Here is a 12908-nt window from a genome sequence, read left to right as displayed (position 1 = left end):
CTACTCCTTTAAATCTTCTTAGTACCATCAACAATTTCTGCATCGTAAAAACTTGCATCATAGCCAATCGTATCACGATAAATTTTTCCAACAGCTTTCTTAAAGTCCTCAGCTTGATCTTTTTTGACAATGGCAATTGCTGAACCACCAAAGCCGCCGCCGATCATTCTTGCACCAAGGACTCCGGCTTGTTTCCATGAACTTTCGGCTAAAGTATCAAGTTCTTTACCTGTTACTTCATAATCATAATGAAGAGAAACGTGAGAAGCATCAATTAAACGACCGAGTTTCTCTAAATCGTTATCTTCCATCGCTTGAGTAGCACGAAGGGTTCTTTGATTTTCATTGACTGCGTGACGCGCACGCTTCAACTCCGTCTCATCATTAATAAGATAAGAGTATTCATCAAAAGTATCGCTATCAATTTCGCCTAAACTCTTAATATCAAGCTTAGTTTGCAACTTCTTTAAAGCATCGTGACATTCTTGAACGCGATCATTGTAAGCTGAATCAGCTAAGGTATGTTCCTTGTTAGTCGACATAATCACGATTTCATAATCACCGAGCTTCAATGGCTTATATTCATATTCCATCGTGTTGCAATCTAAGAAAATTGCACTATCTTTTTTACCCATAATGCAGGCAAATTGATCCATAATTCCTGAATTTAAACCGACAAATTCATTTTCAGTTTTTTGACCAAGCTTAGCCAAAGTTACACGGTCCACATCTAAATAGAATTCATCTTTTAGAATGATTCCCATCAACATTTCAATCGCAGCTGATGAAGAAAGACCTGAACCAGATGGAAGAGTTGCCTTGATGTATAAGTTAAAACCATGATCAATCTTGTTACCATCTTTTCTTTGACGAAGATATGTCAACATCCCCTTGAAATAATTGGTCCAAAAGCGATCATCTTTTTCAACGCTGTTATCATCTAGATCAAACTCAACAACATCACCATCGATATTACCGGAATACAATCTAACTTTTTTGTCTTCGCGTGGTCCATATACACCATATACACCTAAACTAATTGCTGCTGGAAATACATGTCCCCCATTATAATCAGTGTGTTCACCAATCACATTGATTCTACCTGGTGAGAAAAAGACATCCTTTCCTTCTTCACCATATACGTCTTGATAAGCATTAAGTAATTCTGTTTTATCCATTTTTATACCCTCAGTTCCGTTCTGTAATCGTTTTCATAAGTTAGTATAAATCTTTTTGCTTAATTAGTAAATAATTTACTTATAAAAATAAAACGCTTTATTTTAAGCAAAAAATAAGGAACTAAGTATTTTTACTCAATTCCTTATTCTCTAAGAGAGGGGAGATAATTTTTATTTGTTTAAGATTTCTACATCCCAAGCTTTCAAAGTTTGACTAGCTATCTTGCCAGTTAATAAATCTTGATAAGCACTAAATTTATCGGGCAATTTGCGCTTATCATTACTCATATTAAGAATGAAGTATAATTCTTTACCATCTTCCGTAATGCGTTTAGTGATTTCAAGTTCATTATTTTCATTGGCTAGGGGTTCAATATGAGTTATTTCAAGAATTTGATCAAATAAGTGACTTAAGCCAGCATGATCTAGCCAAGTGCCAACATACCAGGCATTTCCTTTACCATATTCATTTTGAGTAATTGCTGGGGTCTCTGCATAGCTGGCAATTTACTTAATAATTTACTAACCTTTTGGAACAAAACTTTTTCTTACAATGAGTTTAGTATTCATATTCACATCAATATGCGGCCGATCTGGTCGAATAATCAAAGATGTTAACATTCTAAGCGCCATATCAACCATTTCTTGTTGATCGATATCATATGAAGAAAGTGGCGGAGAAACATATTTAACAATATTGCTGTTATTAATACTTAAAATTTGCGTGTCACGAGGCACAATCACATTTTCTTCGTTAAAGGCTTGTAAAACTCCTACAGCCAAAGTATCAGAAGCCACCAAAAAAGCTTCCGGTAAGTCATCTTTACACTTCTTAAGAATTTCTTTTCCAAGTTTGTAACCATTATCAACACTAAATGGTCCATTTACAAACATGGGATGAGTATTTTTATTCAAAGATCGAACATATTCAGAAAAAGCAACTGCGCGAATGTCTCTTTCTTGGATATGATCATGCTTCACCCCGTCTCCACCAATAAAACCAAAACTCTGCAAGCCTTTTTCAATAAATAAATTAATGGCGTTTTTGACAGTTAAAGCCAAATTAGGCCGAATCAAATCAAATAATTCAGGGGCTGGATTAGTATCAACAAACACTCCATTGGGTAAAACCTTATGCAAAGTTTCTAATTTAGATTGCTCGATTTCATCAGCCCCTACTCCAATAAAACCTTGAAATAAATCAGCATGTTCGATCAAATCATCGATATTGTAATAGGTCTTCATTTTTAACGATTCATGTTCAACAGTTGAAATCAAAGCCTCTTTAAGAGAAGTAAAGTATTCATCTTGAATTTGCTCTTTATTATTTACGCGGTATAACAACGCAATAGTTGGGCGAATTCGCTTCTCTTGGTGATCCTTCCAATAACCAAGTTTATTGGCTATCTCCAAAATCTTATTTTTAGTATCAGCAGTAATTGATAAGTTTGGATCATTATTTAACAGTCGTGATACTGTTGCTGGCGAGTATCCCGATTCATATGCAATTTCTTTGATAGTTGTCATAGTTCATCATTTCCATTAAAAAATCTTTTCAACTTTATTATACAAAACATTTACTACTTTATTATACAAAACATTTACTACTTTCCAATAAATATCTAAATCAATTTTTAAATAATTTATCAAAATTAGTAAATTCTTTACCAGATATGTGCTATAATGTAATCGATTTCAAGAAAAGGAGCACTGCTTATGCGAGTTTTAGTTATCGGCGGAGCGGGCTATATTGGCTCTCACGCTGTTAAAGAATTAGTTAAAGAAGGCAACGATGTTGTTGTTTTAGATGCTTTGTACACCGGCCACAGAAAGGCTGTTGATCCTAAGGCTAAGTTTTACCAAGGCGATATTGAAGACACTTTTTTGGTAAGCAAGATTTTGCGCGATGAAAAAATTGACGCTGTTATGCACTTTGCAGCTTATTCATTAGTTCCAGAATCTGTCAAGAAGCCACTCAAGTACTACGACAACAATGTTTCGGGCATGATCTCACTTTTAGAAGCTATGAATGATGCCAATGTTAAATATTTGGTTTTCTCAAGTTCTGCAGCTACTTATGGTATTCCAAAGAAATTGCCAATTACCGAAGACACACCGCTTGATCCAATCAACCCATACGGCGAAACCAAGATGATGATGGAAAAGATCATGCACTGGGCTGACAAGGCTGACGGTATCAAGTCAATTGCTTTGCGCTACTTCAATGTGGCTGGGGCTTCTAGTGACGGCAGTATTGGCGAAGATCACGCTCCAGAAACTCACTTAATTCCAAACATTTTAAAGAGTGCAATTTCCGGTGATGGCAACTTCACTATCTTCGGTGACGATTACGACACCAAAGACGGTACCAATGTCCGTGACTATGTGCAAGTAGAAGACTTGATTGATGCTCACATTTTAGCTTTAAAGCATGTGATGGAAACTAACAAGTCTGACGTCTTCAACTTGGGGACTGCTCAAGGCTACTCCAACTTGGAAATCCTGGAAGCAGCCAAGAAAGTCACCGGCATTGACATCCCTTATACAATGGGACCAAGACGCGGCGGCGATCCAGATAGTTTGGTAGCCGATTCAACTAAGGCTCGCGAAGTTTTAGGCTGGAAGCCAAAGCACGAAAACGTCGAGGATGTAATTTCCACCGCTTGGAATTGGCACCAAGGCCATCCAAAAGGCTATGAAGACAAATAAATAATACCCTAATATAACTATTTTCTCCCTAAAAAAGGCTAGCAAAAATTTTGCTAGTCTTTTCTTTTATTCTTCACCAATCAATTTATTGAAAGCTTCATTAGTATCAACAACTTCACCCATCATCTTGTTGATCCAATCATTGAGCTTTTCATCATCATATGATTCAAGTCCAACCGAAGCAATATCAGCGATTCCATTATTAAAGTCAACCATTTCAGTAATCACAGCTTCAGCAAAAGTTTTAGTATCCCCAAAAAAGTTGTCTGCAAATTGATTTACATCGCCATATTCTTCAGTAATTTGAGTAAATGTATCAACTGCCTTTTTAAAAGTATCATTCAAGTTTTGAACATCTTCTTCATTAGGAACGGTAATTTCACCGTCGCCACTTAATTGCTCATTAAGTCTAAAACCGATGTCATTCAACACCAAGTGGCCATCATATAACTTGTTGAGAAGCTTCACACTACGCGGATTGCTAGCTTGAAATTCTACATTAATATCTTCCATTTATCATAACCTCGCTTTTTATTATTATGTACTATTTTACAGTTTTCTTTTCTTAACTACAAAAAATACGGTGAAAAAATCACCGCATTAGTTCTATTTGCTGTAGTTGCCATCATCTTTTACAAATAAAGCAATAATAAAACCTACTACCGTCAATGCAATCGTGAAGTACATTCCATAATGAATACCATTTGTAAATCTAAAAGCTTCAGCTCCACCAACACTGTTTCTTCCCAGAGTTAAGAAGCTTGTAGCTAAAGCTGTTGCCAATGCCCCAACAATCTGTTGCACAGTATTCAAAATTGCAGAGCCATCAGCCGATTCAATTCCTTTCAAGGAGTTCAAAGCAGAGGTTTGAGCTGGAGACATCGCAAGTGGTGTCCCAATCATCAAGATAATATGAGCTAAAATCACATACCAAATTGGGCTGCTGGTAGTAACAATACTAAGCAAGAATGCCCCAACAAAAGCAATCAAGAAGCCAATTCTAGTTGGCCACTTTGCGCCAAAATTGTCATACATTCTACCAGCTACAGCTGAGACCAAAGCATTTACTAAACCCCCTGGAAGCATAATAATTTCTGTTAGAGCAACAGCGACAAGCAAACCGTTTTGTAAATATTGTGGTAAAAGATACATGGCAGAAAGAATAATGCCAAAGTCAATCATGACAAGACCAGCACCCAAGGTGAAGTTGTAGTGCTTGAAGACTTTCATGTTTAAAATTGGAACATTTAACTTTAATTGGCGTCTAACATAAAATACCAAGGCGAGAATTCCAACAATTAAGCAACCTAATACTTGAATGGAAAGCCAACCTGCATGACTGGCGAAGCTTGTACCTGCAATCAAACCTGAAAAGCCAATAATTGAAAGAATAATTGATAAGAAATCAATTTTAGGTTTAGTAATTTGGTTAACATTTTCAACGGAAAAAAATGCGATAACTAAAGCAATTACCAAGAATAAAACAAAGGTATAGAAAATATCACGCCATGAACCCATCGCTAAAATAAAACCAGTAATAGTTGGACCAATTGCAGGTGCAAACATGATAACTAAAGCCAAGATTCCGTTAACAGAACCTAATTTATTTGGTGGGAACACAAGCATTGCCACTGTAAACATTAATGGCAAAATAATCCCGGTGCCCACACCTTGGATCATTCTTCCTACTAGAACCATAGAAAAACTTACTCCAAAGCCAGAAATTAGTGATCCAATAATGAAAAATGCTAATCCTGAAATGACTAATTGTTTGGTCGTAAACCACTTAGTCAAAAGACTTGAAAGCGGAAGGACAATGCCGATTACTAACATGTATCCAGTAACCAACCATTGAATTGAAGACTGACCAACTGCAAGAGCCTTCATAAGTTGCGGAAGCGCAATGTTAAGGGCCGTTTCACTAAACATACCCACAAAGGCTCCGAGCATTAATGGTAGAATTGCAAGCCAAGGGTTTCTAACCTCTACCCGTGCCTGCATTTCATTACTTACTTCTTCCATTAAAAATTCCTCCTTTTTTCAACAACGTTGATTACTTTACCAGAAAAAAATTTTCTTCGTAAGTAAAACTTTTCCATGTAAGCGATATTATTTTTTTAAAATAAAAAGGCTATCTTAGATAGATAACCTTTCAAATATTTTTCTAATCTTTATCTAAATATTCTTGAAGAACTTTGAAAACTCCATTCTCCGTATTAGCAGGAGCAACATATTTAGCATGATCTTTAACTTCTTGCATCCCATTAGCCATCGCATATGAATATTCCGCAAAGTCGAGCATGTCAATATCATTGCCGCCATCACCAAAGGCAATCAAGTCTTTTCCGGTCATGCCCAATTTTTCAAGCAATCTCTTAAGCCCAGTTCCCTTGCTAATCCCCTTTACGTTCACGTCAATAGCGGTGTTAGCTGAAGCAAAAGCAGAAATTTGGTTAACATGGGTCTTATTGAAAGCATCTTCAATTTCCTTAGCCTTACTGCTATCCATATTAAAAGTGATTTGATAAATATCGCCTTCTGGCAAATCACACCAAGCATCAACGACATCACTTTTACCAGCAAAATATGCCAAAAAGTCGCGCTCTTCTTTAGGAATCTCAGTATTTAAATATGCAATCCCTTCTTCAAAGACCATCGTTGCCATCTTACCATACTTATCATGAACCTCATGAATCAAGTCCAGCACGTCTTGACGATTCAAAGGATAGCCACCGGCATCTTTTCCTTCAATAATCAAACGAGAACCGTTTAAAGTCACAAAATCCATTCTATCAGCAAATTCACTAAAATCTTGCTTAAGTCGTGCATAAGGACGACCAGAAGCCACAATGAAGTGAACCCCCTGCTTTTCAAATTCAGTCAGAATCTTATCAAATTGCTCATGATTATATTGCTTTCTATCGTCTAAAAAAGTGCCGTCCATATCAACGGCAACTGCTTTAAATGGTAATGTCATGTTTTTCACCTCTATAAAATTTAACCATAGAAAAAAGCCGTTGCCAACTTTTTGACAGCGACTTTTTTATTGACCTAATTAATATTAGTAACCCATGTAACGGTCTCTTTCCCAATCTGAAACAGATTGAGTGTATTGTGCCCATTCTAATTCTTTAGAATCGATGAAACTTTGAGTTAAGTGTTCACCTAATGCACTTTGGATAAGTTCATCAGCCTTGAATGCCTTGATAGCATTGTGAAGAGTTGATGGAAGTGGCTTAATACCACGTTGTACACGTTCTTCTTCAGTCATTTCAAAGACGTTGGAAGTAATTGGATCCATAGGTCTTCTACCTTCCTTAATGCCTTGAAGGCCGGCAGTAAGACAAGCTGCAAGAAGCAAGTATGGGTTAGCAGTTGGGTCTGCTGAACGCATTTCAAGACGAGTATTAATTTCTTCAGCGTCTGGAATACGTACGAGTGGTGAACGGTTCTTTGAAGCCCATGAAATGTAAACTGGAGCTTCAAAACCAGGAATTAAGCGCTTGTATGAGTTAACAGTTGGGTTGCCGATTGCAGTAATTGCACGAGCATGTTCCAAAATACCGTTCAAGAAGTGAAGGGCAGTATCTGATAAGTGGAATTCGCCATCCTTATCATAAAATACATTCTTACCATCCTTGAATAATGACATGTTAGTATGCATACCGTTACCAGCTTCGCCTTGAATTGGTTTAGCCATAAAGGTTGCAAATAATCCATGCTTTCTAGCAACTTCACGAACAACCATCTTAAAGGTTTGAACACGGTCGGCAGTAGTTAAAGCATCATCAAATCTAAAGTCGATTTCTTGTTGACCGTCACCTACTTCGTGGTGAGCTGCTTCAACTTCAAAACCAATATTTTCTAAAGTTTCAACAATATCACGACGACATCTTGCACCTTCGTCATCTGAAGTCATGTCAAAGTATGATGCGTGATCTGGAACTTCGGTAGTCCAATTACCATCTTCACCTAATTTGAAGAGGTGGAATTCAGCTTCAAAACCAATATCGAAATCTGAGAAGCCCATTTCTTCCATTTCTTTAAGCACACGCTTCAAGTTATTTCTTGGGTCACCTTCAAATGGTTCGCCATTGGTCTTGTGAACTGAACATACCAAACGACCAATCTTGCCGCCACGTTCATCGCTCCAAGGAAGTACTGACCAAGTTGAGAAGTCTGGGTAAAGAACCATATCACTTTCTTCAAGACGAACAAATCCGTCAATTGAAGAACCATCAAAACGAATATCGTTAGTCAAAACTTTATCCAATTGGCTCTTTGGAACTTCAACGGCTTTTAAAGTACCGTTAACATCAGTGAAAGCCAATCTCAAAAAATGAACATCGTTGTCTTCAACACTTTTTCTAATATCTTCTGCTGTAACTGTTTTACTCATAATTTTTCACCTAAAAATTAAAAATAACTATTAATTGGTACGGTCCTATTACGATTTCTTTTCTCTTCGTAGAACTGTCTAATAGAATAGCAGACCAATTTAAAAAAGTCAAATTGGTCTACTGTATTTTTTAATATCTTTATAAAATGTTTAAAAAGATTAAAATTCTCGCCAAATCCGAACCTTTAGCTATTAAAGTCCAATTTAATTAACTAAAAAACATATCTTTAACCGCATTAATAATGGCAACTTTATCATGGGCATAGGTCAAACCGCCTTGCATATAAACCGCATATGGTGGACGAATTGGACCATCTGCAGAAAATTCAATTGTGGATCCTGAAACAAAATTGCCGGCTGCCATAATAACTTTGTCTTCATATCCGGGCATATGATAAGCCTCTGGATTTACAAAAGAATCTACTGGAGAATATTTTTGCACTTCTTTAACAAATTTTTGCATTTTATCCGGATCTTCAAAAATAATGGTTTCAATGACATCACTACGCGTTTCATCCCAACGTGGTGTGACATTCATTCCCATTTTTTCAAAGATGGCAGCCGCAAAGATCATTCCTTCTTCAGCCATTCCAACTACATTAGGGGCGATAAAGAATCCCTCATAAAAATCATGCAAATTGCTCATGGTTGCCCCTTCATCAGCACACCCGGGAGCCGTCAAAGCAATCTTAGTATTTTCAATCAAATCTTTTCTTCCAACCACATAGCCACCTGTCTGAGCAATACCTCCACCAGCATTTTTAATGAGGGAGCCTGCCATAAAATCAGCCCCATATTCAGTTGGTTCATGTTTTTCAGAAAATTCACCATAACAATTATCAATAAAAATCAGACTCTTTGGACTTGTTTTCTTGATAAAATCAATCATTTCTTTAATTTGACGAACAGTATAAGTTTTTCTAGTGGCATACCCTCTTGAACGCTGAATAGCAACAATCTTTGGTTTATTTTTTAAAAGAACCTTTTTAGCTTCTTGATAATCAATCTCACCATTATCTTTTAAAGGAGCATAAGAAAACTTTACTCCACGTTGCATCAAAGTTCCCCGCTTTTTAGGAGTTAACCCGATCACTTCTTGCATCGTATCATAAGGCATCCCCGTCAAATAGGTTAAGTTCTCCCCATAATTCAAATTGCCGTTTAAGGCAGTAAACAAGGTATGGGTGCCAGATACAAATTGAGGGCGTACAACCGCCGCTTCCGTATTAAAAACACGTGCATAAACTCGGTCCAGCTTGTCACGCCCCATATCATCGTCCCCATAGCCATTTGCACCTATTAAATCCGCCTCTGCCACCTCTTCTTTTCTAAAGGCATCCAAAACTTTAGCCTGGTTATAAACAATTTGATCATCAATTTCCTTAAGTTTAGGATCAATTTGTTTATCAACTTCTACAACTAGTTTTTGTAATTCTTCTGGAATATCAAACATTTAACCACTCTTCCACTTTTTCTAAAATCTCTTGCTCACAATTTGGATCTTCTAAAGGATCAAACCACTCCACCGGCAACTTATTACGAAAATATGTTAGCTGCCTTTTTGCATATCGGCGTGATGCTGTTTTTAAACTTTCAATACATTCTTCCAAATTTGCGGTTTTCTCAAAATAGGGAAAGAACTCTTTATAAGCAATTGCTTGCAAGATCTGATGCTCCTGGGCACGATTTTCATAAATGAATCTGGCTTCATCCAGCATCCCCAAATCCATCATTTTATCCACTCTTTGGTTAATTCGATCATAAATTTTTGCTCTTTTTGAATTCAAAGCAATAATCAAATAATCATAGCGAGGCTCAATTTTTTCTTGTTGTTCAGAAAACTTTTTACCAGTTCGATCAATAACCGTAAGGGCTCTCAGAGTCCGACGACTATTAGGAATGGGGATTTTTTCAGCTGCTACTGGATCCTTATCATGCAGTTGTTGCCAGAGCTTTTCAGCGCCATTTTCAGTTAAATAGTTTTCCCATTTTTGAGTAACACTTTTTTCTTGATCAGTTTTTTCACCCAATTGCATTTTATTAAGCAATGCATTTACATAAAAACCAGTTCCGCCAACAATTATCGGTAGCTTACCTTTTTTACTTATTTCAGTAATAGCCGCTGTTGCTTGATCAACAAAGTCCTTAACTGAATACGGCTCAAAAACTGAGCGTGTATTTACTAAGTAATGTTTTACTTCAGCTTGCTCTTCTTTAGTTGCTTTTGCAGTTCCAATTTCAACTTCTTGATAAACCTGCATGGAATCACCAGATACGATTTCCCCATTCAATTTTTTAGCCAATTTAATTGCTAGTTCTGTTTTTCCAACAGCCGTTGGCCCTACGATTGCCAATACTTTTTGCATATTAATTCCTTTTCAAGATACTAAAAAAGCACATTTGAAAAAATCAAATGCTGCTTATTCATTAATATTTAGATGCCTTAGTGCGGCCTTTCCAGTTTTCAAAGCCGCCATCAAGCCAATGAATTGACTTAAAGCCCTTCTTCTTCAAAAATCTAGCTGCTCTTAAAGTTACAGTCACAGAATCTGAATAAAGATAGACGGGCAAATCGCTTCTAAGCTCAGTGTAATTGTATTTAAGCATGGTATATGGCAAATTGCGTGCACCATCAATATGCTTACGCTTAAATGGTTGTTTTTCGCGTAAATCAACGATTTGAGCCTTTCTCATGCCGTCTTTAAATTCTTCGTTAGTGAGTGCGCCACCAAGACGTTTAGCTTGAATTTTGTTAAAAAGCCACACTCCACCGATTCCAAGAATAATAATGATTAAAACGGTATCTAAGATAATCAAAAATTGTGACATAAATTTATTCTGCCCCTCTAAAAAACTTATACTATTAATAATACACTAAAGAAAATTAAATAGAACGATTTTTAGGATCTTTTTTCTTTACGCTCTTCAATTTCATGCTCACGTTGCAAAATAAGCTTAGCTACCAAATAATCATGCTTATCGATTAAACCTGAATGGTTGATATTATCTAGTTCAATTGCCATTAATTCAATATCCCAAATTCTTTTTCCAACATGAACTAAAACGCCATACTTTTCTAGAAATTGTTGAACATCATATAAAGTCTTCATTAGAATTTGACTACCATTCCTAATCTAACAGTCCACACTACATAAACAATCAATACAGCCGCTGCAACGACACGCCATTTTGGATTATATTTACGCATTGTTCGATCACCGACAATAATTGCCAGCAAGAATCCTGCCACAAAACCACCAATATGGCCTTGAATATCAATGTTCGGCGCAAATAAATCTAAAGCAATATTAACAATGGCCAAAACAAAAGCCTGGCGTCCTAAATAGCTGATCATTGGGTTTTTCATATTACGCAAACCAATTGCAGTCATTGCCCCAAATAAGCCGAATAAAGCTGTTGAAGCACCGGCGCTAATCACCTTATCACTACCAAAAGCTAAACTGAGCAAGTTTCCGCCAATTCCTGATAGTAGGTAAACAAGCAAAAAGCGCAGATGTCCTAACATAGGCTCCATATATTGACCCATGTAGTAAATAATCACTGCATTTGAGACTAAATGTAGAACCCCAATATGTAAGAATTGTGCAGTAAAAAGTCGCCACCATTGATTACCAGCAACAACTGCATAATTACTCATCGCACCCATTTTCATTAAAGTGTAGTTATTTTCAGAACCACCCATAAAAATTTCGACAATAAATACGACAAGCAAAACAATCAATATTCCAAAGGTCACAAAGGTCGTATTAAAGTTTAGTTTTCGATTCATAGCTACCTCTACTTATAAATTTTAGTTGGAGTGATAATAGTCTGAATTGGAACATCAAAATTTTCTACTGGCCATTGAGCATGTTCAAAAACCATCCGTGAATTAGCTAAAGCAATTGTTTTAGTAGGGTACTTCTTTAAAAAGCGATCGTAATACCCTCCACCAAAACCTAGACGGGCATGTGAATCAAGTGCAAATGCTAATCCTGGTACTACAATTAAATCTAATTCATTATTGATTTTCGCATCAGGATTTGCTACTTCATCTACTCCAAACTTAGATTTTTTAAGTTTGGTCATATAAGTATATTCCAAAAAGTCTTGAGTATGATTAGGATCATTATTTGCTCTAGCTAAATAGACATCTTTTCCTTCATCCCACAAACGGGCAATTAGTTCTGAAGTATCAACTTCAATAGGCAAAGAAGAAGTAATTCCAATAGATTGACTATTTTTCCATAAATTTGTTGACATAAACTTATCTAAAAGTTTTTTATCCTCAATTTTTTTCTGATTTTCGTCAGCAAACTCTTTTAAACTTTCAATTTGTTTCTTGCGTAAATCTATTTTTTTCATTTTTTCACCAATAACAAAAAATAGCAGGCATCTAGACCTGCTATCTTGGGTTTATTACTTAGTTTCACGATGAAGTGTTACGTGTCTTTCGACTGGGCAATACTTCTTTAAACTTAAACGTTCCGGATGCTTACGCTTGTTCTTCTTGGATAAGTAACTTCTATCGCCACATTCGGTGCATTCCAAAATGATGTTATCTGCCATTTCTTTCACCACCTACAATTTATATTCTGACTGTATTAGAATAGCATTTTTCT

15 protein-coding genes are annotated in these 12908 nt (G+C 36.4%); 1 reads left to right on the top strand and 14 read right to left on the bottom strand.

The window, feature by feature from the left end:
• Positions 1-8: 8 nt before the first annotated feature.
• The 3 genes from KBW87_RS03005 to KBW87_RS02995 all read right to left on the bottom strand — a co-directional run bounded on the left by KBW87_RS03005 (position 9) and on the right by KBW87_RS02995 (position 2705).
• Positions 9-1178: a galactokinase gene (locus KBW87_RS03005; RefSeq protein WP_057809980.1), complete on the bottom strand. Its 1170-nt coding sequence runs from the start codon at positions 1176-1178 to the stop codon at positions 9-11.
• Positions 1179-1349: 171 nt separating this feature from the next.
• Positions 1350-1658 carry a Beta-galactosidase C-terminal domain gene (locus KBW87_RS03000; RefSeq protein ID WP_255807258.1) on the bottom strand — a complete coding sequence of 103 codons (309 nt, stop codon included), beginning with the start codon at positions 1656-1658 and terminating at the stop codon, positions 1350-1352.
• A 42-nt stretch (positions 1659-1700) separates the two neighbouring features.
• On the bottom strand, positions 1701-2705 hold the full coding sequence (locus tag KBW87_RS02995) for a LacI family DNA-binding transcriptional regulator (protein WP_057809978.1): 1005 nt from the start codon (positions 2703-2705) through the stop codon (positions 1701-1703).
• Positions 2706-2894: 189 nt separating this feature from the next.
• On the opposite strand from KBW87_RS02995, the gene galE reads away from it, so the two are divergent.
• Entirely contained in the window at positions 2895-3887 is a 993-nt protein-coding gene (gene galE / locus KBW87_RS02990) for a UDP-glucose 4-epimerase GalE (protein ID WP_057809976.1), read from the top strand.
• 66 nt (positions 3888-3953) lie between these two features.
• Here galE and KBW87_RS02985 read toward each other — a convergent pair whose 3' ends face one another.
• The 11 genes from KBW87_RS02985 to rpmG all read right to left on the bottom strand — a co-directional run bounded on the left by KBW87_RS02985 (position 3954) and on the right by rpmG (position 12855).
• Entirely contained in the window at positions 3954-4400 is a 447-nt protein-coding gene (locus KBW87_RS02985) for a hypothetical protein (RefSeq protein WP_057809974.1), read from the bottom strand.
• Positions 4401-4493: 93 nt separating this feature from the next.
• Positions 4494-5909: a DHA2 family efflux MFS transporter permease subunit gene (locus tag KBW87_RS02980; protein WP_057809972.1), complete on the bottom strand. Its 1416-nt coding sequence runs from the start codon at positions 5907-5909 to the stop codon at positions 4494-4496.
• A gap of 142 nt (positions 5910-6051) precedes the next feature.
• Complete coding sequence (locus tag KBW87_RS02975) at positions 6052-6864, bottom strand: Cof-type HAD-IIB family hydrolase (RefSeq protein WP_057809970.1); 813 nt, start codon at positions 6862-6864, stop codon at positions 6052-6054.
• An 84-nt stretch (positions 6865-6948) separates the two neighbouring features.
• Positions 6949-8286 carry a type I glutamate--ammonia ligase gene (glnA, locus tag KBW87_RS02970; RefSeq protein ID WP_057809968.1) on the bottom strand — a complete coding sequence of 446 codons (1338 nt, stop codon included), beginning with the start codon at positions 8284-8286 and terminating at the stop codon, positions 6949-6951.
• Between the two features lie 208 nt (positions 8287-8494).
• Positions 8495-9739, bottom strand: a complete 1245-nt coding sequence (locus tag KBW87_RS02965; protein ID WP_057809966.1) for a methionine gamma-lyase family protein — start codon at positions 9737-9739, stop codon at positions 8495-8497.
• Positions 9732-10652 (bottom strand): tRNA (adenosine(37)-N6)-dimethylallyltransferase MiaA, encoded by a 921-nt coding sequence (gene miaA, locus KBW87_RS02960; protein WP_057809965.1) that lies wholly within the window; start codon positions 10650-10652, stop codon positions 9732-9734. The genes KBW87_RS02965 and miaA overlap by 8 nt, the downstream gene beginning before the upstream one ends.
• 61 nt (positions 10653-10713) lie before the next feature.
• Entirely contained in the window at positions 10714-11115 is a 402-nt protein-coding gene (locus KBW87_RS02955) for a rhodanese-like domain-containing protein (protein ID WP_057809963.1), read from the bottom strand.
• Positions 11116-11186: 71 nt separating this feature from the next.
• Positions 11187-11396, bottom strand: coding sequence for a YqgQ family protein (locus tag KBW87_RS02950; protein ID WP_004046086.1), 210 nt, complete (start codon positions 11394-11396; stop codon positions 11187-11189).
• Complete coding sequence (locus tag KBW87_RS02945; protein WP_057809957.1) at positions 11396-12076, bottom strand: rhomboid family intramembrane serine protease; 681 nt, start codon at positions 12074-12076, stop codon at positions 11396-11398. The genes KBW87_RS02950 and KBW87_RS02945 overlap by 1 nt, the downstream gene beginning before the upstream one ends.
• 8 nt (positions 12077-12084) lie before the next feature.
• The gene (locus KBW87_RS02940) at positions 12085-12651 is read right to left on the bottom strand and encodes a 5-formyltetrahydrofolate cyclo-ligase (protein WP_057809955.1); all 567 of its coding nucleotides are present in this window, start codon (positions 12649-12651) and stop codon (positions 12085-12087) included.
• Between the two features lie 54 nt (positions 12652-12705).
• The gene (gene rpmG / locus KBW87_RS02935) at positions 12706-12855 is read right to left on the bottom strand and encodes a 50S ribosomal protein L33 (RefSeq protein ID WP_004046092.1); all 150 of its coding nucleotides are present in this window, start codon (positions 12853-12855) and stop codon (positions 12706-12708) included.
• Positions 12856-12908 lie beyond the last annotated feature (53 nt).

The organism is Lactobacillus intestinalis (genome assembly GCF_024397795.1).
Classification (GTDB): domain Bacteria; phylum Bacillota; class Bacilli; order Lactobacillales; family Lactobacillaceae; genus Lactobacillus; species Lactobacillus intestinalis.
This window is presented reverse-complemented; position numbering and strand designations above follow the sequence as displayed.